Genomic DNA, 23,246 nt, shown 5'->3' with positions numbered 1-23,246 from the left:
CTTGATCGCGGGACAAGCCCGCTCCCACCAGGCCTGCGCTGTTTTCAGAGACACCGCTGTACCTGTGGGAGCTGGCTTGCCGGCGATAGGACCGGGGCAAGCAACTCAAGACAGTTGGCTCCCACAGAGGGGGCACAGCGATAGCACCGCCAAAATGTGGGAGCCGGCTTGCCGGCGATTGGGCCGTAATGATCTACCAACGCATCCTCACCCCCAGGCTGCCGATCAGGCCATTGAGGTCATTGCCATCCACATCGCTGCTGTAGTCGGCACTGACGAACAGCGCCACCTTCGGCGTCACCCGTGCTACCAGCCCCAACCCCAGGTCCACGGTGGTCGAGTAGCGGGAGCTGGAGATCTTGTCTACCTGGTCCAGCTTCACCGTGTCGGCGTTGCTGAAGTCATACCAGACATTGGTCCGCACATAGGGTTCGATTGGCATCCCGCGTACTTCGTAGCGGCCCGACAGTTTGGCGCCGACCCGGCCACTCCAACTCGGCTGGCTGTCGAAGGCCTGCAAGGTCTCTTCCTGCGCCCGGTTGCTGGGGAAGAACTGCTGGTTGATCAACTGCGCCTGGGGTTCGATCACCCAGCCGCCGCCCAGGCCGATGGGGTAGCCGCCCTCGACCGAGAACGTCACCGCGTGGCCGCTGTCGTCCAGACGCTGGCCGTTCTCGCCGCGGCCATTGACGTCGATGCGTGTGCCCATGGCCACGGCATCGACATGCCAGCCCTGCTCATGGGTCATGCTCCAGTACACACCCAGGCTCTCGCCGCTGAGGTTGACGGCGTTCTTCTGCTTGTCGCCGAGCAACCGGCGCATGCCGTTGAAGCTGGTCTGCAGGTTATTGTGGCCGACGAAGAACCCCGCGCGGTGCACATGGCCTTCGCCGGTCTCACGCACGAACAGGTCCGGGCCGATCATCAGTTGCTGGCTGGGCGCCTCCAGTTGTGCCGGCACCTGGGCGCCGGGGCGGGCAGAGCCTGGGAAGAACTGCGCCCATTGGCTCGCGGTGAGGTCGGGCGCCGGTTGCCGGTGGCGTTCGCCCATGCGCTCGGAAAACGCGGTCAGCGTGCCCAGGCCCAGGCCGCTGACGGTCACTGGGTCCAGGGACAGCTGGGGTACCGCCGGCGGTTGCAGAAAACTGCTGAAGGCCATGTCTTCCTGCAGTTCGAGCGCGAAGGTTTCCACCGGGGTTGCCAGGAGCAGCGACGTGGAAACCGCGCAGAAAATCGCGTCGAAGCGCAAAGGGTTCGAGGTTCTTTTCATGGCGGATCTCCTTTTGTTGTTGTGTGGGTTGTGTTGGGCTGCCCTAGCGTCCGGCCCGGATCACACGCTGTCTGACACAAAACAGAAGGCGACCGGGTCCGTCGCGCCGGCTTTCGAGCACGCGCTGTAAGGCGCGCGCCAGAGGCCCGGCACGAATTTTTACGTTGTTATAAGGTTCAGCTAAGGAGAGGTCGCAGCTTGCGTCAAGAAATGGTGAAAACCCTGTGATGTCAGGATTACAGGTTCTAATGCATTGATTTGGCTTGAAATGATCGAAGGGTATATCAAGCTTGGTTCTTTCGCCGTCGCTCGCTATGCCGAATGATTGCTAGAGCCGCACCTCGACAGCCAGCGGCAGATGGTCCGACAGGTGCGTCCACGGTTTGTGTCCCAGAATCCTGGGCGCATGGCTTTCGGCATTGCGCAGGTAGATACGGTCCAGGCGCAGCAAGGGCAGGCGCGCCGGGTAGGTGCGGGCGAGCAGGCCGTGGTGGCGCTCGAAGGCTTCGTGCAGGTCGCGGTGGCGGCCCAGGGTGCGGTTGCCGCGCAACTGCCAGTCGTTGAAGTCGCCGGCGATGATCACCGGTTCATCGGCCGGCAGGCTGTCGAGCAGCCGGCGCAGCAAGTGCAGCTGTTTCTGCCGGTGGCTTTCGAGCAGCGACAGGTGCACGCAGATGGCATGCACCGGGCGCTGGCCCGGCACATCCAGGATGCAGTGCAACAGGCCGCGGCGCTCGGGGCCGGTGATCGAGACGTCGAGGTTGCGGTGTTCGAGGATCGGGTACTTCGACAGCAGGGCGTTGCCATGGTGGCCGTCGGGGTACACCGCGTTGCGGCCGTAGGCGAAGTCGCTCCACATGCTGTCGGCGAGAAATTCGTACTGCGAGGTCTGCGGCCAGCCGGGGTAGCGGGCGGCGTGGCGGTCGTGGCTGCCGAGCACTTCCTGGAGGAAGACGATATCGGCCTGGGTGCTGCGCACCGCCTCGCGCAGCTCCGGCAGGATGAAGCGCCGGTTGAAGGCGGTGAAGCCTTTGTGGGTGTTCACGGTCAGTACCCGCACCCGATGCACGGTGGGGGCCTGGCTGACACTGGCGAAACCTGGACTGCCGGCTTCGGGGTTCACGGTGTCTCCTGGAAACATGCCTACCTTCAGATCACCACCGAACCCTGTAGGAGCGGGCGTGTCCCGCTTCCACAGGGTTTTGTGACGGCCGTTCTAGAGTCTAGGACCAAACCGGGTCAGTGGGGTTCACTCTTCGTCGCGTTGCAGCGCCATCAGCAACACCGAGCGCCCCTTGACCTCGAACAGCGTGTCGAACGCCAGGTGTTGCGGCTTGCGCATCTGCGGCCGGTCGGTGTCGACCAGGCAGCTCCAGTAGTCGCCTTCAGGCACCGACGGCAGCTGGAACGGCACGGTGTCATGGTAGGCGTTGACGATCAGCAGCAAGGTCGCCTCGGCCCCAGGCCTGGCGATGCCGCTGACCTGGGCGCGACCATCCATGAGCATGCCCAGGCAGCGGCCGTGAGGGTCTTCCCATTGCTCCACGCTCATTTCGTTGCCGTCCGGGGCCAGCCAGGTGACGTCCTTGACCCCGATCGCCTCGTTGTAGTCGCCGACCAGAAAACGTGAACGGCGCAGCACCGGGTAGGCCAGGCGCAGGCGGGTCAGGCGCTTGACGAAGGCCAGCAGCTCGGCGCCGTCCTGGTCCAGGTCCCAGTTGATCCAGCCGATCTCGCTGTCCTGGCAGTAGGCGTTGTTGTTGCCATGCTGGGTGCGGCTGAATTCGTCGCCGGCGACGATCATCGGCGTGCCCTGGGCCAGCAGCAGGGTGGCGAAGAAGTTGCGCATCTGGCGCATGCGCAGGGCGTTGATGCCGGGGTCGTCGGTGGGCCCTTCGACACCGCAGTTCCACGACAGGTTGTTGTCGGTGCCGTCCTGGTTGTTCTCGTCGTTGTCTTCGTTGTGCTTGTCGTTGTACGAGACCAGGTCGCGCAGGGTGAAACCGTCATGGGCGGTGACGAAGTTGACCGAGGCGTAGGGCCGCCGGCCGCGGTTGTTGAACAGGTCGCCCGAGGCGGTCATGCGTGCGGCGAAATCGGCCAGCTGGCCCTCGTCGCCTTTCCAGAAGGCCCGCACGGTGTCGCGGAAACGGTCGTTCCATTCGGCCCAGCCGGGGGCGAAGTTACCCACCTGGTAGCCGCCGGGGCCGCAGTCCCAGGGCTCGGCGATCAGCTTGACCTGGCGCAGCAGTGGGTCCTGGCGGCAGGCCACGAGGAAGCTGTGGCGCTCGCTGTAGCCCTCGTGATAGCGACCGAGGATGGTCGCCAGGTCGAAGCGAAAGCCGTCGACGTGCATCTCCCCGGCCCAGTAGCGCAGTGAGTCGGTGACCAGCTGCAGCACGCACGGGTGGCTCAAGTCCAGGGTGTTGCCGGTGCCGGAGTCGTTGATGTAGTAGCGCTTGTCATCGGGCATCAGTCGGTAGTAGGAGGCGTTGTCGATGCCTCGCATCGACAGGGTCGGGCCCAGCTCGTTGCCTTCGGCGGTGTGGTTGTAGACCACGTCCAGGATCAGCTCAAGGCCTGCGTCGTGCAGGTGCGCGACCATCTCCTTGAACTCGGCGATCTTGCCGCTGGCCAGGTACTTGGGGTGTGGTGCGAAGAAGGCGATGCTGTTGTAGCCCCAATAGTTGTTCAGGCCCTTTTGCAACAGGTGCTGGTCGTTGACGAAGGCGTGTATCGGTAACAGCTCGATGGACGATACCCCCAGGTCCTTGATGTGCTTGAGCAGTTCATCGTTGGCCAGGCCCGCGAAGGTCCCTCGGTGTTCTTCGGGCACGGCCGGGTGGCGCATGCTGATGCCACGGGTGTGGGCCTCGTAGAGGATGGTGCGCTCCCATGGGATCTGCACGCGCTGGTCGCGGCCCCAGGTGAAGGCCGGGTCGATGACCTTGCACTTGGGTACGAAGGGCGCGCTGTCGCGCTCGTCGAACGAAAGATCGCCATCGGGGTGGCCGATGGTGTAGCCGAACAGCGCCTCGGACCAATTCAAGCTGCCCACCAGTTGCTTGGCATAGGGGTCGATCAACAGCTTGTTGGGGTTGAAGCGGTGGCCATTTTCCGGCTCGTAGGGGCCGTGTACCCGGTAGCCGTAGACCAGCCCGGGGTGCGCGTCGGGCAGGTAGCCGTGGTAGATCTCGTCGGTGTATTCGGGCAGCTCGATGCGTTCGAGTTCGTGTTCGCCGCTGGAGTCGAACAGGCACAGCTCGACCTTGGTGGCGTTGGCCGAGAACAGGGCGAAGTTGACCCCGAGGCCGTCCCAGTTCGCGCCCAAGGGGAAGGGCAGGCCTTCGCGGATGCGCGAGGGGGCGACGGAGCGGGTTTTCTTTGCAGTGCGGGGGCTCATGACGGTCCTCTTCAAGCCGGGTGGACGGGCATCTTCCTGATCTGGCCCGATCGCTGGCAAGCCGGCTCCCACAGGGTCCGGTAGACATGGGCTTGCCCGCGATAAGGCCGGTACAGCGTGCTGCAATACCGAGGTCAACCCGCAGCCGGTTTCTTCACTGCCCGAGGTTTCTTCGCCGCAGCCGGCTTTTGCACCGGCGCCGTGCTCTTGGTCAACACGTCCTTGGGTTTGGCCGCGGCCTTCTTGCGCGGTGCGGCCTTGGGTGCCAGGGCCTCGGCCTCGGCGAGCTTGCGCGCCATCTCCCAGTGGCGTTCTTCCTGGCCTTCGGGCTTTCCTTCCGATTCCCAGATTTGATAGGCGAATTCGCGGATACGTTTTTCATCGACGCTCATCATGACGCTCCTGGTGTTCAAGATTGTTGTATCAACAGGTTGACCGGAAACTCTGCCAGCACGGTGCTCAAACTCAGCTCCCTTGAAGGGCTGACAGCGGTGCTGGAAAAAAGTCCCGAACAAGTGGCAGGTGACAAGGCAAACGGCAGGATCACCCGTGTGTCGTCCCAGTTCTGCGCCGGGATCAGGGGGAGGGAGGCGCCGCCCAGCAGCGCGCTGGGCAGGCGCGGCACCACCACGATGGCCTGGGCGTCCTCGCCCAGGCGGGCGAAGGCCAGGACCTTGTCGGCGTGCCGGCCCTGCACGGCCAGTGGCAGGTAGGCGCCGCGCTGGAACAGGTCGGGGTGGGCCTGGCGGCAGTCCAGCACGCGCGCGATCAGCGCCTGCTTGATACGCCCGTCGCGCCAGTGCATCAGCAATTCGGCCAACGGCAGGCTGTCGTCCAGGCTGGCCCGCCGCGCGGCGTAGTCCACCGGGCGGCGGTTGTCCGGGTCGACCAGGCTCAGGTCCCAGAACTCGTTGCCCTGATACAGGTCCGGCACACCCGGGGTGGTCATGCGCAGCAGGCACTGGACCAAGCCATTGAGCGCGCCCGGGCAGGCGATGCGCTGCGCGGCCTCGTGCAGGGCGTGGCGCAACTGTTGGTTTTCAGGCGCCAGCAACAAGCCGTCGACATAGGCGGCACAGGCCTGTTCGTAGGCCTCGTTCGGGGCGCTCCAGCTGCTGCGCAGCTTGGCTTCGCGCAGGGCCTTCTGCTGCCATTGGCGCAGGCGCTCGGCGTATCGTGCCAGGGCCGTGGCGTCATGTAGGTCGAGGTCCAGGGGCCAGCTACCGAGCAGCGTCTGGAACAGCAGCAGTTCGTCCGCCGGGCTCGGCGCCAGGCCGTCGCCCAGGGCCTGGCGCAGCGGTGCGGCCAGCTCGCGCCAATGCTCGACCCGGCTGGCCAGCCAGGGCCCCAGTTCGCTGAGTACCGCCAACCGTGCGCGGCAGTCCTCGCCGCGCTTGTGGTCGTGGGTGGCGGTGGCCAGCAGGTTGTCCGGGAAGTCCCGCAGGCGCCGTTGCGCTTCGTTGTGGAAGGCCTGTGGCGGTGCGCTGAAACGCTCGGCCTCGAAGCCCACGTCGTTGCGCGACAACAGCCGGCCGGAGCGGTAGAAGGCGGTGTCTTCCACGGCCTTGGCGGCACTGGGCGCGGTCAGTTGCTGGAAGCGCACGCAGGCATGGCGCAGGTGCTTGCGCGGCCGGCCTGGCGGCAGTTGGCGCCAGGGTTGGCCGCCGAGCCAGCGTTCTAAGTGCTCGAGCAGCGGCCAGTCTGCCTCGGCCAGGCTTTGCCGGGCACCGGCCAGGGCCTGCTGGAAGAAGGCTTCGTCTTCGTCGGGGCGACCGCAGGCATTGATGTAGGTGCGGTACACCGGGTAGTGCTCGACCACGGCCTGCAAGGCCCGGCGGATGGCGCCCAGGGTCAGGTCGCGGGTCATCAGGTCGTCGCGCGCCACCTGCAGCAGGGCCTGTGCCACCGACTCGCAGTCGCCGGCCAGGCTGGCGTTGAGCACCAGGTGCCGAGCCTGGCGGACTTCCTCGGCAAAGTCCGGGCGCTCGCTCACGGTGCTCCACAGTTCGGTCAAGGGGGCTTCACCAGCCGGGTCGTGCTGCAGCAGCGAGACCTGGTTCATGAATTCGTAACCGGTGGTGCCGTCGGTGCGCCAGTCGCGGTGCAGGTGTTCACCGGCGCCGAGGATCTTCTCCACATAGATCGGGAAGTGCTCGACGTCCGCCTGCAAGGGCCGGCGTGCCAGCAGGCCGTCGACCCGGCGGCGCAGCTTGCGGCAATACTGGCGGGGGTCGGCCAGGCCGTCGATGTGGTCGATGCGCAGGCCGTCCACCAGGCCACGCTCGATCAGCTCGAACAGCTTGGCGTGGGTGGCTTCGAACACCACCGCCCGTTCCACTCGCAGGCCGCCGAGCTCGTTGATGTCGAAGAAGCGCCGCCAGTTGATGTCGTCTGCCGCAGTGCGCCAGCTGGCCAGCCGGTAGGTCTGGCGCTCCAGTAACAGGTGCAGGCGCTTGAAGCCTGCCTCGGTGCGGCTGTCGAAGGCGGCCAGGGCGCCGTCCAGGTTATCGCCCTGGCGTACCCGTCGCGCCAGTTCCGCTTGCAGGGGCAGGGCATCGGCCAACGGATCGGCGGCTTCGTGCAGCGCCGTGAAATGCTGCGCCAAGGCTTGTACCTGTGGGTGCTCGCTTTGGGCGAGAATGCGCCCATAGTCCAGCGGGCAGATGGGGAAGCGGTGCTCGTAATGCGCCACCTGCAACAGGCCCTGCTCGGGTTCGAAGGTCAGGGGTAGCTCGCCGTTCTGCAGGGCCACGCCGTAGTCGCTGCCCAAAAATGGCAGCAGCAGTTGGCCGGCCAGCAACGGGTCGCTGGAGTGCCATTGGATATCGAAGAACTCCGCATAGGGGCTGCGCCGGCCCCAGGCCAGCAGGCTCTGCCACCAAGGGTTGTCGGCACCGCCCACGGCCATGTGGTTGGACACCGTGTCGAGGATCAGGCCCATGCCATGCTGGCGCAGGGCGGCAACCAGGCGCTGCAGGGCTGGCTCGCCGCCAAGCTCGGGGTTGACCTGGGTCGGGTCGACCACGTCGTAGCCGTGGCGCGAGCCGGCTCGGGCCTTGAGGATCGGCGAGGCGTACACGTGGCTGATGCCCAGGCGGGCGAAGTAGGGCACCAGCGGCACAGCGTCGTCGAGGGTGAAGTCACTGTGCAGTTGCAGGCGCACCGTGGCGGTCAAGGGCTTCATCGGTCACGCTCCCAGGCTTGTTCGCGGGCCTGGGCCAGCAGCTCCAGGCGACGTGCGGCATCTTCGTCGTCCAGCAGCTCACGCACCGGGCGGGCGAAGCGGCGGCGCCAGTTGGGGTGGCCATCGGTGGTGCCGGGCAGGTTGGGCTGTTCGTCGCAACCGAGCAAATCCTCCAGCGGCACCAGCACCAGCGGGGCACGGGTATGGCCGACATAGCGGATGGCGGCGTCGATCAGGGCGTCGTCGTCGGCCAGGGCGCCATAGTTCTGCTCCAAAGTGCGGCGCAGGCCATCGCGCTCCAGCTGGCGGGTGTGCCGCCAGCGTAGCTCGGCGGCGGCATCGACCAGTTGCAGGCGATGGCTCCAGTCGATGTCGCGGGCCTGCAGCCAGCCGGCCAGCGGTGCCAAGTCATGGGTGCCCGTGGTAGCCAGGGCATTGTCCGGCCAGTCGAGGATGGGCTTGAAGTGCCCGGGCGGCTCTTGCTCGAACGGCAGCACGCGCATGCCCAGCACCGCCTTGGCCGCCAGGGTCTCGCGCAGGCCCTCCGGTACGGTGCCCAAGTCTTCGCCGAGGATCACCGCCTGGTGGCGCACCGACTCCAGGGCCAGCAAACGCAGCAGGTCGTCCAGCGGGTAGTTCAGGTAGGCCCCTTCGCTGGGGCGGGAGCCGCGCGGGATCAGCCACAACCGGCGCAGCCCCATGACATGGTCGATGCGCAGGCCGCCGGCATGGGCCAGGTTGGCCCGCAACATCTCGATGAAGGCGCGGTAGCCGTTGCGCTTGAGGCCCTCCGGGGAGAATGCGCAGATGCCCCAGTCCTGGCCCAGGCGGTTGAGGATATCCGGTGGGGCGCCGACCTTGAGGTCGGCCAGCAATTCGTCCTGGCGGCTCCAGGCCTGGCTGCCGGCACCGTCAGCCCCCACGGCCAGGTCGGCGATCAGGCCCACGGCCATGCCATTGCCGCGGGCGGCTTCCTGGGCCCGTTGCAAGCCGCGTTCGGTGAGCCATTGGCAAAAAGCGTGGAACTGCACCTGTTCGCGGTGGCTGTTGGCAAACGCCTCCACTTCGGGGTGGTAGGGGTCGTGCCAGGCGGCCGGCCAGTTGCGCCAGTCGGCGCCCAGGCCGCGCGCAGCCGCCTCGGCCTGCAGCACTTGGAAACGGCAATGGTGCGCCAGGGCCTGGCCGCCGGCTTCGCGGAAGCTGTCGAAATCGCTGTGCAATGGGTGGCTGCCCTGGCTGAAGTCCTTGTACAAGGCCTGCAGCAGACGGTGCCGGGCATCGGCAGCGCGGGGCCAGTCCACCAATGGGCCTTGTTCCAGCTCGTCCAGGGTGTGTTGCAGGCCACAGGCCTCGATGGCCATGCGCACCTCGCGTTCCCCGAGCAGCGCCGCTGGGCTGGCGTAAAGCTCGTTGAGCAGCAGACGGCTGGAGGGGGAGTAGGGGCTGTAATGGCGCTGGTCCACCGTCGACAGGGCGTGTATCGGGCTGATGGCCAAGGCGTCGGCGCCGCGTTCGGCGGCCGCGCGGGCCAGTTGTTCCAGGGCCATGCAGTCGCCATAGCCGCCGTCGCCTGGGCGGCGCAGGCTGTATAGCTGCACCGACAGGCCCCAGCAGCGTGGGGGCGGCTGGTCGATGGCGTCTTCCAGGGCATGGCAGCGCGGTGGAGCCACGGCAAGGGTGAAGCGGCGGTCACCGAGGGCGAGCTGGTGATAGCCGATGGGGAGCTCGCCCGGCAGGTGGGCCTGGCTGTCCAGGGCGAGCGATCGTGTGTCGCCGTCTTCCAGGGTGCAGTGCACCGTGCTGCCTGGGCTGAAATAGCGTGCCAGGTCCAGGGGCTGGTCGCGGTCGGCGGTGAGCAGCGGTGGCAGGTGATCGCGGTCTTCGGCCTGGTCCAGCGCCAGCAGGCTGGCGGCGATGGCGGCCTCGTCGTTGGCCGGGTGGCCAAGGCCGGCGAGCACCTTGCGCAGCACCTCGTCGCTGACCTGCTGCGGGCGGGCGTTGGCGTCGATCCAGTCGCGGGCCAGCCCCACTCGGGCGGCCAGTCGATGCAGGGGTATGTCGCTCATGGCGTCTCCTGGCCGGGGGGCAGCAGGCTGACCACGCAGCTGTGCGCGGGCAGGGTGGTGTCCAGGTGTGCGGTGTCGCTGCTGTCGAACAGCCAGCGTTCGACCGGCGGCAGGGCTACTGCTTGCGCCTGGGCGGCGAGGTTCAGGTCGATGCGCAGCTCGCTGCCATCGCCCAGGCGCCAGCGCGCGGTCAGCGCATGTTCGCCCAGCACCTTGGCATCCAGGGCGCGGCTGCCGGGCAGGTGCGGGGTGATATGCCGGTGGCGCAGCGCCAACAGGCGCTGGTACAGGCCGTGCCAGCCGGCCAGCACGTCCTGTGCGGTGGGCCGCGAGGCGTCGAAGGTGGACTTGGCGTTGGGGTCGGGAATGCGCGCGCGCGCTTGCGGGTCGGCGAAGGCGGCGAAATGGGCGAACTCGGCGCGGCGGCCTTCGCGCACGGCGTCGGCCAGTTCGTCATGGTGGTCGGTGAAGAACAGGAACGGGCAGCGGCTGCCTTCTTCATCACCCATGAACAGCAGTGGGACCATCGGTGCCAGCAGCAACAGGCCGGTGGCCGCACGCAGCGCCTGGGGCGGGCAGAGGCGGGTAAGGCGTTCGCCCAGGGCACGGTTGCCGACCTGGTCGTGGTTCTGCAGAAACAGCACGAAGGCGCTGGGCGGCAAGTGCCCGCTGGGCTCGCCCCGGGGCGTGCCATGGCGATTGGGCTGGCCCTGGAACACGAAGCCCTCGCTCAGGGCGCGGGCGAGCTGTTCGACGGGGCGATCCTTGTAGTCGGCATAGTAGCCTTCGGTTTCGCCGGTCAGCAGGACGTGCAGGGCGTTGTGGCCGTCGTCGTTCCACTGGGCGTCGAAACCGTGCTTCAGGAGCGAGGCCTGGTTGTGCTCATTCTCGAGCACCAGCCAGATACGGCGGTGGGGCGGTCCGACTTGTCCCGCGATTGCGCTGTCGGATCCTGCCGCTGCTCGGACACGCCCGGCCAGTTCCACCAGGAAATCGGGCTGGTCGATGGCATGCACCGCGTCCAGCCGCAGGCCATCGAAGCGGTAGTCGCACAGCCACATCAATGCATTCTGGATGAAGTATTCGCGCACCTGGGGCCTGCGGAAATCGATGGCTGCGCCCCAGGGCGTGTGGCGGTCCTCGCGGAAGAATCCGCTGGCGTATTCATGCAGGTAATTGCCGTCGGGCCCGAAGTGGTTGTAGACCACATCGAGGATCACCATCAGGCCAAGGCCGTGGGCCTGGTCGATCAACGCGCACAGTTCGGCCGGGCTGCCATAGGTGTGCTGCGGGGCGAACGGCAGCACGCCGTCGTAGCCCCAGTTGCGCTCACCCGGGAACTGCCCCACGGGCATCAGCTCGATGGCCGTGAAACCCAGTTCGGCCAGGCGCGGCAACTGCTGGGCGACGCCGGCATAGCCGCCGAGCAGGCCGACATGCAGTTCCTGGATCACCGCTTCGTGCCAGGGGCGCCCTTGCCATGGGTGTTGCCAGGGGTAGCCGGCCACATCCACCACCTGGCTGGGCCCATGGATCCCTTCAGGTTGGTAGCGCGACGCCGGGTCGGCTACCTCCAGTCGGTCGTCGATTCGATAGCGATAGCGGCTGCCCGCCTGGCAGGGAGCCAGGCCGGTGAACCAGCCATCCCCTTCCGGCAGCAGTTCTATCGCCGGTTGTCGTTCCAGCTGCAAGCTCACGCTGCGCGCATCCGGCGCCCAGAGGGCGAAGCGCGCCGACGTGGCGTCCAGCAAGTGTGCGCCATGCCTGTGCATCTTCGGTGCCCCCGCTCAGTAGTGGCCGACGTGGGCCTGGCAGACCAGCTCCTCGTACAGCCGGGCATAGGGTTCCACTGCCTGGCACCAGTTGAACGGCTGGGTCATGGCCAGGCAGCGCATGGCGTTGAGCAGGTCCTTCTTGCCATAGACATAGAAGGCCCGGGCCAGTGCCTCGCGATAGCTGTCCACGGTGGGCTCGTCGAACAAGAAGCCCGTGACGCCATTCTCGATGGTGTCTGCCAGGCCGCCGGTGTTGCGCGCCACCGGCAGCGAGCCGAAGCGCTGCGCGTACATCTGGCTCAGGCCGCACGGCTCGTAGCGCGACGGCATGAGCAGGAAGTCGCTGCCGGCGAACATGCGCCGGGCGTCGGTTTCGTTGAAACCGATGCGCACGCCCACGCGGCCCGGGTAGCGCAGGGCCAACTCGCGCATGGCCTGCTCTTCCTCCGGCTCGCCACGGCCGATGATAGCGATCTGGCCTCCTTGGCTGACGATGTAATCGGCAACGCCGAGCGTCAGGTCCAGGCCTTTCTGGTAGACCAGGCGCGAGACCACGGCGAACAGCGGCCCTTCGGATGCCTCAAGTTGGAACAGCTCGCGCACTTGTTGTGCATTGCGCGCCTTGCCGTCCCAGTCGTTGAGGCTGAAATTGTGTTCCAGGTACTTGTCGGTGGCCGAATCCCAGCTTTCATCGATGCCATTGGGGATGCCGCCGAGCAGGCCTTGCTGGGCCTTGCTGGCGAGGAAACCGTCCAGCCCGCAGCCGAACGCCGGGGTGGTGATCTCCCGGGCGTAGGTGGCGCTCACCGTGGTGATGTGGCTGGAGTAGGCAAGGCCCGCCTTGAGGAACGAAAGCTTGCCGTAGAACTCCATGCCCTCCTGTTGCAAGGCATGGTCGGGGATGGCCAGCTCAGGGCAGCAGCCGCGGCTGAACACGCCCTGGTAGGCCAGGTTGTGAATGGTGAACAGGGTCGGGGTGTTCAGGCCACGCCAGTGCATGTAGGCCGGTGCCAGGCCGGCCGGCCAGTCGTGGGCGTGCACCAGGTCGGGGCGCCAGTGGATCATGCCTTCGCCGGCGGCGATCTCCGCAGCAGCTAGGCCCAGGCGGGCGAAGCGGATGTGGTTGTCGGGCCAGTCGCGGCCATTGTTGGCGCCATAGGGCGTGCCGTCGCGCTGGTACAGTTCGGGGCACAGCAATACATAGATGACCAGGCCGTCGGGCAGGTCCATGCGCCCGATCTTGCACGGCGGCAGTGCCGCATGGCCGCCGAGTTCGCCGACGATATGGATGGGGTTGTCGCTTTCCACCACTTGGCGGTAGCCGGGGATCAGCAAACGTACGTCATGCAGATGGGAGAGGGCCCGTGGCAGGGCCGATGACACATCGCCAAGCCCACCGGTCTTGACCAGGTCGGCGATTTCCGACGTCACGAACAGGATCTTGCGCTTGTGGAGGTTATGACGCCGCTGGGCGCCGGGTGCCTTGGCTGTCGTGGCGAAGTCCGGCAGGAGCGGTTCGCGGTTGTCCGGGTTGAATGTGTCTACGTGAGGCTCGACAGCGGCACTGATCATACTTCTCTCCGTCCCTTGTGTCGGGTGGCTGGCACCCTTTGCGTTATGTCGTGTTGGTTCTCTCTGGTCGTACGTCTTCGTAGTGCGTTCCTTGCCCCTGAGTCGTGCGCGCAAGCACACCGTGCAATCGGCATTCCAGCCGAAGGCAGTCGGACTGTTTGGGGTGGGTGGGCCGAGGCTGGGGTCGTCCCGTTGCTCTGGCCTACTTAATTCCTGACCTGCCGCTTTGTTGGAAAGTTTCGATTTTTTTCCGTCGGGTTGCCCAGACGGTTTGGCAGGCGGAATCCCGAGTGTAGGAGAGGTTGCGTTACAAATGTGACCCGCTGGTCATTTATAGGGTGACCGTAGGTCTGCGCAAACGTTGGCGGGTTGTTACCGGATATGAATAGCTTGAGAGGGGGCGGCGCTGGATCTTAAGAAGGGAAAAACATGCAAGGTGGGAGCCGACAAGCTCCCACGCGAGGGAAGGGGATGAATCAGAGGCTGACGGCCTTGTCTTCGCAGCGGGCCTGTTCCAGCAGCAGGTTCAATTGGGCGACCTGCTGGCGCAGTTGGTCGCGTTCATCCTTCAGACGGCGCAGTTCGTCACGGCGCACGGTGACATAGAGGGTCTGGGTTGGAGTAGCAGGCATCAATGTACCCATGTAAACACCTCGCAATTCTGGACGTTTTTTTGGGAGCGGGCGAGCCCGCGAATGTGCCGGTACTGGCGACAAACCGTTCTAGGTTGAACACGACTCCCTATCGACGAGCGTTCCTTACAAGGGTAGACGCTCGTGCGGCGGGCATTCTGAATTCTTTTCCTGGCCTTGGGAACTTTTTTGTTTATCGTTGTCGCCCCGTTCGTCGGTGAACCCTCGGGCGGAGCGCTGGACTAATCTGAACACCTGAACCGCGTTGTCATCTATTTACCAAGGGGAGCTTCGGCACATGCAACTGGGAATCGTCGGGCTGGGCCGCATGGGCGGCAATATCGCGAGAAGGCTGATGCTCGCAGGGCACCGCACCGTGGTGCATGACCGTAACCGTGATGCGGTCATGGCATTGGAGGGCGAGGGCGCCCAAGGGGCCCACGACCTGGGCGCCCTGGTGCAGAAACTCAAGGCCCCGCGCGCTGTGTGGGTGATGCTGCCAGCCGGCGAGCCCACCGAGCAGACCATCGCCCAGCTGGCCGAACTGTTGGAGCCGGGCGATGCGATCATCGACGGTGGCAACACCTTCTACAAGGACGACATGCGCCGCGCCACCGAGCTGGCCACGCGTGGCCTGCATTACCTCGACGTCGGCACCTCCGGCGGCGTGTGGGGCCTGGAGCGAGGCTACTGCATGATGATCGGCGGCGAGAAGGCGGTATTCGAGCGCCTGGAGCCGCTGTTCAAGGCGCTGGCCCCGGGCGTGGGCGACATCCCTCGGACCCAGGGCCGCGAAGGCGAGCATGGCCGCGCCGAGCATGGCTACATTCACGCCGGCCCCGCCGGTGCCGGGCATTACGTGAAGATGGTGCACAACGGCATCGAATACGGACTGATGCAGGCCTACGCCGAAGGCTTCGACCTGCTGCGCAGCAAAGGCGGCCCGGAACTGCCCGAAGACCAGCGTTTCGACCTGGACGTGGCCGAAATCGCCGAAGTGTGGCGCCGTGGCAGCGTGGTCACCTCCTGGCTGCTGGACCTCACCGCCGATGCCCTGGTGGCCGACCCGCAGCTGGCCCGCTTCAGTGGCTCGGTATCTGACAGCGGGGAAGGCCGCTGGACCATCGATGCCGCCGTCGAACAGGCCGTGCCGGTGCCGGTGCTGTCCAGCGCGCTGTTCGCCCGCTTCCGTTCCCGCCAGCAGCAGGGGACCTACGGTGACAAGATTCTCTCGGCCATGCGCCTGGGCTTTGGCGGCCACGTCGAGAAAGGCAAATGAAGCCACAGAAGATTCCTGCCGCGCCGCCGTGCACGTTGTTCCTGTTCGGTGCCAACGGCGACCTGGTCAAGCGCCTGCTGATGCCGGCGCTGTACAACCTCAGCCGCGATGGCCTGCTGGACCGCAACCTGCGCATCGTCGGCGTGGACCACAACCCGGCCACTGCGCAGGCGTTCGCCGATCGCTTGCATGACTTCATGGCCGAGCGCGACAAGGGCGAAGGCGCCAATAAATGCCTGGACGACAAGCTCTGGGCGCGCCTGGCCAAGCGTCTGGACTACCAGACCGGCGACTTCCTCGACCCCGCCACCTACGCAGCCATCGCCCGGCGCATCGACAAGACCGCCCACGGCAACGCCATCTTCTACCTGGCCACCTCGCCGCGCTTCTTCCCTGAAGTCGCGCAGCGCCTGGGCGATGCCGGCCTGCTGGACGAGTCGGGCGGCGGTTTTCGCCGGGTCGTGGTGGAAAAGCCCTTCGGCACCGACCTGGCCAGCGCCGAGGCCCTCAATGCCTGCCTGCTGAATGTGATGACCGAGCGCCAGATCTACCGGATCGATCATTACCTGGGCAAGGAGACGGTGCAGAACATCTTGGTCAGCCGCTTCTCCAACGGCCTGTTCGAGTCGTTCTGGAACAACCATTACATCGATCATGTCCAAATCACTGCCGCAGAGACTGTCGGTGTCGGGACCCGCGGCGCCTTCTACGATAACACCGGCGCCCTGCGCGACATGGTGCCCAACCACCTGTTCCAGCTGCTGGCCATGGTCGCCATGGAGCCCCCGGCCGCGTTCGCCGCTGATGCCGTGCGCAGCGAGAAGGCCAAGGTGATCGGCGCCATACGCCCCTGGTCGCAGAAGATGGCCCTGAAGAACTCCGTGCGCGGCCAGTACGTGGCCGGCAAGCAAGGCCGCAAGCGCCTGGCGGGCTACCGGCAGGAGCCCAACGTGGCCCCTGACAGCCACACCGAAACCTACGTGGCCTTGAAGGTGATGATTGACAACTGGCGCTGGGCCGGCGTGCCGTTCTACCTGCGCACCGGCAAGCGCATGAGCGTGCGCGACACCGAGATCGCCATCTGCTTCAAGCCCGCGCCTTATGCCCAGTTCCGCGAGTCCGAACTGGAGCGGCCCAAGCCCAACTACCTGAAGATCCAGATCCAGCCCAACGAGGGCATGTGGTTCGACCTGCAGGCCAAACGCCCCGGGCCGGAGTTGGTCATGGAGAACGTCGAGCTGGGCTTCGCCTACAAGGACTTCTTCCAGATGACCCCGGCGACCGGGTACGAGACGCTGATCTACGACTGCCTCACGGGCGACCAGACCCTGTTCCAGCGTGCCGACAACATCGAAAACGGCTGGCGTGCGGTGCAGCCATTCCTGGATGCCTGGGCCGGTGGCGGAGAAGTCCATGAATACGCCGCCGGCGAGGACGGCCCTGAGGCGGGTAATGAGCTGCTTACGCGTGACAAGCGGGAGTGGCATACCTTGGGCTGATGCGTCGTCCGTACCGGCCCAATCGCGGGGCAAGCCCGCTCCCACAGGTTTCGGCGTCGGCACGGGCCCTATGGCAGCGGGCTTGCACCGCGATCAGGGCGCGTGGCGCCCCCAAATGCGCAGTCCAACAAAGGAGCCCCCATGCCTGCCCCGATCGAAGACTACGCCCTGTTGGGCAACTGCCGCAGCGCCGCCCTGGTCAGCCGCGACGGCTCCCTGGACTGGCTGTGCCTGCCACGCTTCGACGCCCCGGCGGTCTTCGCCGCGCTGCTGGGCAATGAGGAAAACGGCCGCTGGCGCCTGGCCCCCTGCGATTGGGTGGAAACCACCGACCGGCGCTACCTCGACGACACCCTGATCCTCGAAACCACCTATACCACCGCCAGCGGTCGCGCCCGTGTCCTGGACTTCATGCCGCTGGGCGAGCACAACGCCGTGGTCCGCATCGTCGAAGGCCTGGCCGGTGAAACCGGCTTCGAGATGGACTTGGTACTGCGCTTCGACTATGGCCGCAGCGTCCCCTGGGTGGAAAAGATCGACCCCCTGACCCTGAGCGCCGTCGCCGGCCCTGACCGGCTCATCCTGCGCAGCACCGAGCCCGTCCACTCCCACGATCACCACAGCGTTTGCCGTTTCCGTGTCCATGCCGGCCAACGCCAGGTGTTCAGCCTGCGCCATCAACTTTCGCACTTGCCCCCGCAGCCTGACTTCGATGCCGACCAGGCCCTGGAAAACAGCCATACCCAATGGCAAGCCTTCGCCGCCCGCTGTCCCGACGTCGGCCCCTGGACGCCCCTGGTCCGCCGCTCCCTGCTGACCCTCAAGGCCCTGACCTACGCCCCCACCGGCGGCATGGTCGCCGCCGCCACCACCTCCTTGCCCGAGCGCGTCGGCGGCGAGCGCAACTGGGACTACCGTTACTGCTGGCTGCGCGATGCCACCATGACCCTGTTGGCGCTGATGAACCTCGGCTACTTCGATGAAGCCCAGGCCTGGCGCGAATGGCTGCTGCGCTCGGTGGCCGGCAACCCGGAACAGATGCAGATCATGTACGGCCTGGCCGGTGAGCGCGACCTGCCGGAATTCACCCTGCCGTGGCTCAGTGGTTACGAACAGTCCCGACCCGTTCGCATCGGCAACGCCGCGGCCCAGCAACTGCAGCTGGACATCTACGGCGAGCTTGCCGACGCCATGACCCAAGCCATCCGCGGCGGCCTGCCTCGGCACCCACGCAGCTCGGCCATTGCCCGCCTGATCCTGCCGTACCTGGAGCGCATCTGGCGCGAGCCCGACGAAGGTCTCTGGGAAGTGCGCGGGGGGCGGCAGCATTTCGTGCATTCCAAGGTCATGGCCTGGGTCGCTTTCGACCGCGCCGCAAGCCTTGCCGAAACCACCGAGGAAGACCGCGAGCGCGGGCGGCACTACCGGCAGGTGGCCGACCAGATTCACCGCGAAGTCTGCCAGCAAGGGCTCGACCCAAAACGCCAATGCTTCGTGCAGGCCTACGGCTCGACGGAGGTCGACGCCAGCTTGCTGCAGATCGCCTTGACCGGCTTCCTGCCGGCGGAAGATCCACGGTTCCTGTGCACGCTGGCGGAAATCGAAAAGCGCCTGCTGCGCAACGGCTTGCTGCTGCGCTATGACAGCGACCGCTGCAGCGACGGGCTGACGCCGGGGGAGGGCGTGTTCCTGGTGTGCTCGTTCTGGCTGGCGGATGTGTACGTGTTGCTCGGCCGCCAGGAACAGGCGCGGGCGCTGTATGAGCGGTTGGCGGGGCTGTGCAACGACGTCGGCCTGCTGGCGGAGCAGTACGACCCGGTGGGCAAGCGTATGTTGGGCAATTTCCCCCAGGCGTTCAGCCATATCGGGATCATCAATACCGCGCTGAACCTGCACCGGGCACAGTGTCCAGTGCGGGATCGGGCGAGCTGTAGTTGAAACTTGCCGGTTGTCGTGGGAACGGGGTTACTCGCGCTGCCTCTGCATCAGCGCTGTGGGAGGATCAGCCGCTGCCGAGCAATGACTTGATGAACTGGGCAAATACCTTGATTCGGGTAGAGTCCCGATTGATCGGCAGATACACCAGGTTGATCGATGCATCTGCCGACGTCGGGTTCACCTCGAATCGAGGCAGCAACCGGACCAGGCGCCCATCCTGTACGTCTTCGGCAACCAGCCAGTCGGCCAACAGCGCGATGCCATGGCCGTCCACCGCTGCCTGGCGCAGGACGTCGGAATTATTGCTCTGCATCCGCCCTTGCACCGCGACAGGCAGCGTTTCGTCGTCGATCTGGAAATGCCAGGCCCGCATGGGCCCGCCGTAGTCGAACCGCAGGCATGCGTGGCGGGTCAGCTCGTTCGGGTGGGCAGGTAATCCGTGCTGTTCCAGGTAGCCAGGGCTCGCCACCAGCCACCGCTGGAAATGGCCAATGGTGGTGCAGACGACGTCCTCGCTGGAAATGCTCGACCCGAGGCGCACGCTCAGGTCGATGCGGTCCTTGAAGAGATCGACCCGCTCATCGCTCAGACTCAGGGTCACCTCCAACTGCGGATGGCATGCGAGCAGTTGGGCCAGGTGAGGCGAAATCAAGCGGCGGCCGAACTCAACGGGCACGCTGACCCTGAGCTTGCCTTTGGCTTGCGACCCACGGTCGGTCACCATGCTGTCTGCAGCGGCCAGCGCGTCGAGGATGGCAACGGCATTGTCAAAATAGGCCTGGCCCAGGTCGGTCGGGCTGTTTCGCCGCGTGCTGCGGGTCAGCAGGGTGGCGCCCAGCGCCGATTCCAAGGCTGCAACCTGCCGGGTGACCGACGAGGTCGCGACGCCAAGCTTTCGCGCTGCGGCAGCGTAGCTACCGCAGCGCACCGTTTCGACGAACATGCTCAGCGCGAGAAATTTATCCATAGGTGCAACTCTGTCGAAGGGGATCCGCGAGCGGTAGCGCGTCTGCGCACAGTGCCCGAGGATATCGACAGCCGGGACGATAGTCATGCGCGAGGACTAACGTCTGTGCCGGGCGAGGAAGATCATCAGCGCCAGGGTTGGAATCGCGGCCGCTGCGTAGAGCGAAGAAGACCACCCGAAGCGTTCATACAGCGGGCTTGCCAACACCGAGCCCAAGGCTCCGCCGACAAAGATGCAGGTCATGAACACAGCGTTGAGGCGTGCCCGGCTGTGTGGGTCCAGCGCGTAGACGTCGCGCTGTCCCAGAACCATGTTCATTTGTACGGCAAAGTCCAGGGCGACAGCCGCAGCTACCAAGCCCAGATAACCAAGCCCAGGAATGCCGGCGAGCAGCAGCGAGAGGGGAGCCAGCAGCAAGGCGACCAAGGTGCTCGCATGGCCATGGCCGGCATCGGCAAGACGCCCGGCGATGGGCGCGGCAATCGCACCAACGGCACCGACCAGGGCAAACATCGCCACACCGTTCTGGCTGAAACCGTAATGGCGGATCAGCTCGATGGGAACGATGGTCCAGAAGAAGCTGAAGCTGGCGAACAGCAGCCCTTGGTACAGCGAGCGCTCGCGCAGCACGGCGTGTCGCCTGGCCAAGGCGAAAACCGAACCGATCAGACGACCGTAGGTAGTGCGCTGGTTCGGCATACGTTCGGGCAACAGCATCGCGACCAGGCCGGCTATGACTACCATCAGTACCGCAGCACTGTAGAACATGCCTCTCCAACCGAAGTATTCGGACACCAGGCTCGATACCGGGCGGGCGAGCAGGATGCCGAGCAACAGGCCACTCATGATGTTTCCCACCACCCGACCCCGGGTACTTTCCGGGGCCATGTGGGCGGCCAGGGGCACAAGGATCTGCACCGCTACCGAGGTCAGGCCGATCAGCAGCGACGCGGCCAGGAACAGCGAAGGCGAATCGGCCAGGCCGGCCGCGGCCAGGCAGGCGCCGACAACCAGGGTGAGGCCGATGACCAGGCGCTTGTTTTCCAGGAGGTCGGCCAACGGCACCAGGAACAGCAGGCCGACGGCATAGCCCAACTGGGTCAACGCCACGATCAGGCTGGCATGTTCGGGTGTAAGCCCGATGCTGGGTGCGATGAGTTCAACGACGGGCTGGGCGTAATACAGGTTTGCAACGACGGCACCACAACAGAACGCCAGGAAAAGGATCAGTGCCTTGGACAGGGCGGGCGAAGTGTCGGCCTCTACCGAGGGTGAAGCGGTAATCTCAGGGCTGCTCGCTGACATGGCGAGATCTCCGTTTGGGGGAAGTCAACGACAAGCCTATGTTTGCAGGCGTGCTGTTGGTATCCGAGCTCGCCGCAATGAACCTGTGCGCGTTGCGCAACACTGGCCGTCGTCGTTGCGCTAGAGCAACTCGACGGAACGCCCCGGTTTCGCCCATCGTCTGAACAGACAGGCATTCGAGTCCTGGAGGTCAGTCCCGCCTATGACGTTGTTCATTGGTTGTGCCGGTTGGAGCTTGTCCCGCGCCTATGCCGAGGCGTTTGCGCAGGTGGGCAGCCATCTACAGCGCTACGCCGTACGGTTGGGTGCGGTGGAGATCAACAGCGCGTTCTACCGCCCGCACAAGCCCCAGACCTACGCCCGCTGGGCCGCTTCGGTGCCTGATCATTTTCGTTTCTCGGTGAAGGTGCCCAAGACGATCACCCATGAGCAGCGTTTGCATGCCTGCGATGCACTGCTCGAAGCGTTCCTAGAACAGTCCGGGCAACTGGGCGAACGGCTGGGCTGCCTGCTGGTGCAATTGCCGCCTTCGTTGCAATACGACCCGCACGTCGCCCGGCGCTTTTTCGAGGCTGTACGCAGGCGTTATGCCGGGCAGCGTCTGGCCGCGCAGCTGCGAGCGAGCTGTGAGGCAAACGTGACGACCTGGTGCATTTTCGACAACACCGCTGCCGGGGCCGCCTTGGGTAATGCTCTGGCACTGCAGGCAAGCCTGGACCTGGTCCGATGAGCTGCGCGCCGAAAACGGTATTCACCGTGGGGCATTCGACCCGATCGATCGAGGTCTTCATCGCATTGATGCGCAGCTTCAGTGTGCAGGTGGTGGTCGATATCAGGACCGTTCCTCGCCCCGTACCAACCCGCAATTCAACCTGGACGTACTCCCAGTACGGCTGAAGCACGAAGGCATGGATGGCCTGCTGGTCGAGTATCCAGGCTGACATCGTGCATGGGCCCAATCGCTGGCAAGCCAGCTCCCACAGGTACAGCGTTACGCTTGAGAGCTGCGCCGCCCTGTGGGGCTGTCTGGCAAAGTTTATGAGAACTGGCGCGATCCCTGTGGGAGCCGGCTTGCCGGCGATGGGGTAAGCCTCAGCTAGACCATGGACATCGACAAGGCCAGCCGGGCGCAGTTGACGCCGGGTGCCGAGGTTCGTGGCCTGCTGGTCGAGTATCCAGGCTGACATGGTGCATGGGCCCAATCGCTGGCAAGCCAGCTCCCACAGGTACAGCGTTACGCTTGAGAGCTGCGCCGCCCTGCGGGGCTGTCTGGCAAAGTTTATGAGAACTGGCGCGATCCCTGTGGGAGCCGGCTTGCCGGCGATGGGGTAATCCTCAGCAAGCCCATGGACATCGACAAGACCAGCCGGGCGCATTTGACGCCGGGTGCCATGGGTTCAGTAGTTGAAATCATGCCCCAGCTGACCCTGCACCCAATCGAGGAACAGCCGCACCCTCGAGGCTTCGGCATGCCCACGAGGGAACACCAGGTGATGGGCACTGACGGGCGTGGCCAGTTCCTCTGGGAACACCGGCACCAGCTCGCCCCTGGCAATGTAGTCCTGGGCCAACAAAGAACTCTCAAGGGCAAATCCATACCCATGGCCAGCGGCTTCCAGGCTCATGTAGGAGCGGTCGAAGCTCAACGCAAATGGGGCTTGTGGCAGGGTCACACCTTGCTGGGCGAACCATTGGGGCCACTGGACCAGGGCGGCTTCGGAGAGGATCAGGTTTTCACGTAGCAGGTCGCTGGGCTGCGCTATCTGCCGGCGTGCGAGCAACTGTGGCGAGGCCAGCACCGTCGCACGTTCATGACGGATGGTGCGTACCTCCAGGCTCGGCCAGTTGGGGTAGCCATGGCGGATGTCCAGGTCGATCTGGTGACGGCCGAAATGCAGGGACTCGTAGGAGCACGACAGGTTGATCTGGATTTGCGGATGGCTGCTGCGAAAGTGTTCCAGGCGCGGCAACAGCCACAGCAGGCCGAAGCTGGGCGCTGAGTGAAGCCGCAGGCAATCGAAGCCAACCGCGCTCCCGGCACGCTCCGTGGCGCTGGCCAGGCTTTGTAGGATGCCGGCGACCTCGCGCAGGTACTGCTCGCCGGCAGGCGTCAATGACACACCCCGGGCTTCGCGTATGAACAAAGGACGGCCGATCAGCGCTTCGAGATTGGCAATCTGGTGACTGACCGCCGAGGGTGTGAGGTTGAGCTGTTCGGCGGCCCTCGCCACATTGCCAAAGCGGGCGACCTGTTCGAAGGACTGAATTGCTTTCAGTGGAGGGATCTGTGGCGGCTTGCGGATCGCGTCCTGGTTCATGGTCATTCCCTGCTCAGCGCGGAAGGCAGGGGTGTTTG

At 65.5% G+C, this 23,246-nt stretch carries 16 protein-coding genes; 4 read left to right on the top strand and 12 right to left on the bottom strand.

Going from position 1 to position 23,246, the window contains the following annotated elements:
* Positions 1-193 precede the first annotated feature (193 nt).
* The 9 genes from ACNFG0_RS10165 to ACNFG0_RS10125 form a co-directional block, all read right to left on the bottom strand.
* Entirely contained in the window at positions 194-1,270 is a 1,077-nt protein-coding gene (locus tag ACNFG0_RS10165) for an autotransporter outer membrane beta-barrel domain-containing protein (RefSeq protein ID WP_196155041.1), read from the bottom strand.
* 328 nt (positions 1,271-1,598) lie between these two features.
* The gene (locus tag ACNFG0_RS10160) at positions 1,599-2,393 is read right to left on the bottom strand and encodes an endonuclease/exonuclease/phosphatase family protein (protein WP_196145861.1); all 795 of its coding nucleotides are present in this window, start codon (positions 2,391-2,393) and stop codon (positions 1,599-1,601) included.
* Between the two features lie 126 nt (positions 2,394-2,519).
* Positions 2,520-4,673, bottom strand: a complete 2,154-nt coding sequence (gene glgX / locus ACNFG0_RS10155; protein WP_416764666.1) for a glycogen debranching protein GlgX — start codon at positions 4,671-4,673, stop codon at positions 2,520-2,522.
* 134 nt (positions 4,674-4,807) lie between these two features.
* Positions 4,808-5,068, bottom strand: coding sequence for a DUF2934 domain-containing protein (locus ACNFG0_RS10150; protein ID WP_196145859.1), 261 nt, complete (start codon positions 5,066-5,068; stop codon positions 4,808-4,810).
* A gap of 14 nt (positions 5,069-5,082) precedes the next feature.
* Positions 5,083-7,857 (bottom strand): malto-oligosyltrehalose synthase, encoded by a 2,775-nt coding sequence (locus ACNFG0_RS10145; protein ID WP_416764664.1) that lies wholly within the window; start codon positions 7,855-7,857, stop codon positions 5,083-5,085.
* Complete coding sequence (gene malQ, locus ACNFG0_RS10140) at positions 7,854-9,923, bottom strand: 4-alpha-glucanotransferase (protein ID WP_416764662.1); 2,070 nt, start codon at positions 9,921-9,923, stop codon at positions 7,854-7,856. Before malQ ends, ACNFG0_RS10145 begins: the two co-directional genes overlap by 4 nt.
* Positions 9,920-11,695, bottom strand: a complete 1,776-nt coding sequence (gene treZ, locus ACNFG0_RS10135) for a malto-oligosyltrehalose trehalohydrolase (protein ID WP_416764661.1) — start codon at positions 11,693-11,695, stop codon at positions 9,920-9,922. The genes malQ and treZ overlap by 4 nt, the downstream gene beginning before the upstream one ends.
* A gap of 15 nt (positions 11,696-11,710) precedes the next feature.
* Positions 11,711-13,270 (bottom strand): glycogen synthase GlgA, encoded by a 1,560-nt coding sequence (gene glgA / locus ACNFG0_RS10130; RefSeq protein ID WP_196155035.1) that lies wholly within the window; start codon positions 13,268-13,270, stop codon positions 11,711-11,713.
* Between the two features lie 476 nt (positions 13,271-13,746).
* On the bottom strand, positions 13,747-13,914 hold the full coding sequence (locus ACNFG0_RS10125) for a DUF6026 family protein (protein WP_196145854.1): 168 nt from the start codon (positions 13,912-13,914) through the stop codon (positions 13,747-13,749).
* A gap of 262 nt (positions 13,915-14,176) precedes the next feature.
* Between ACNFG0_RS10125 and gnd the strand changes: the two genes are divergently transcribed.
* From gnd to ACNFG0_RS10110, 3 genes are all read left to right on the top strand, one after another.
* On the top strand, positions 14,177-15,181 hold the full coding sequence (gene gnd, locus ACNFG0_RS10120) for a phosphogluconate dehydrogenase (NAD(+)-dependent, decarboxylating) (protein WP_328305135.1): 1,005 nt from the start codon (positions 14,177-14,179) through the stop codon (positions 15,179-15,181).
* Complete coding sequence (zwf, locus tag ACNFG0_RS10115) at positions 15,178-16,680, top strand: glucose-6-phosphate dehydrogenase (protein WP_416764660.1); 1,503 nt, start codon at positions 15,178-15,180, stop codon at positions 16,678-16,680. Before gnd ends, zwf begins: the two co-directional genes overlap by 4 nt.
* A 141-nt stretch (positions 16,681-16,821) precedes the next feature.
* Complete coding sequence (locus ACNFG0_RS10110) at positions 16,822-18,618, top strand: glycoside hydrolase family 15 protein (RefSeq protein ID WP_416764659.1); 1,797 nt, start codon at positions 16,822-16,824, stop codon at positions 18,616-18,618.
* 64 nt (positions 18,619-18,682) lie between these two features.
* On the opposite strand, the gene ACNFG0_RS10105 is transcribed toward ACNFG0_RS10110, so the two are convergent.
* Positions 18,683-19,585, bottom strand: coding sequence for a LysR family transcriptional regulator (locus tag ACNFG0_RS10105; protein ID WP_416764688.1), 903 nt, complete (start codon positions 19,583-19,585; stop codon positions 18,683-18,685).
* 96 nt (positions 19,586-19,681) lie between these two features.
* Positions 19,682-20,890, bottom strand: coding sequence for an MFS transporter (locus ACNFG0_RS10100; RefSeq protein ID WP_416764658.1), 1,209 nt, complete (start codon positions 20,888-20,890; stop codon positions 19,682-19,684).
* A gap of 202 nt (positions 20,891-21,092) precedes the next feature.
* On the opposite strand from ACNFG0_RS10100, the gene ACNFG0_RS10095 reads away from it, so the two are divergent.
* Positions 21,093-21,620 carry a DUF72 domain-containing protein gene (locus ACNFG0_RS10095; protein ID WP_416764657.1) on the top strand — a complete coding sequence of 176 codons (528 nt, stop codon included), beginning with the start codon at positions 21,093-21,095 and terminating at the stop codon, positions 21,618-21,620.
* A gap of 667 nt (positions 21,621-22,287) precedes the next feature.
* On the opposite strand, the gene ACNFG0_RS10090 is transcribed toward ACNFG0_RS10095, so the two are convergent.
* Positions 22,288-23,208 (bottom strand): LysR substrate-binding domain-containing protein, encoded by a 921-nt coding sequence (locus tag ACNFG0_RS10090; protein WP_416764656.1) that lies wholly within the window; start codon positions 23,206-23,208, stop codon positions 22,288-22,290.
* Positions 23,209-23,246: the final 38 nt, after the last annotated feature.

The sequence above is a fragment of the Pseudomonas sp. NY15372 genome (assembly GCF_048068215.1).
Lineage (GTDB): Bacteria > Pseudomonadota > Gammaproteobacteria > Pseudomonadales > Pseudomonadaceae > Aquipseudomonas > Aquipseudomonas guariconensis_A.
Note: the sequence above shows the minus strand (reverse complement) of the source record. Positions and strands in the feature narration are given on the sequence as shown.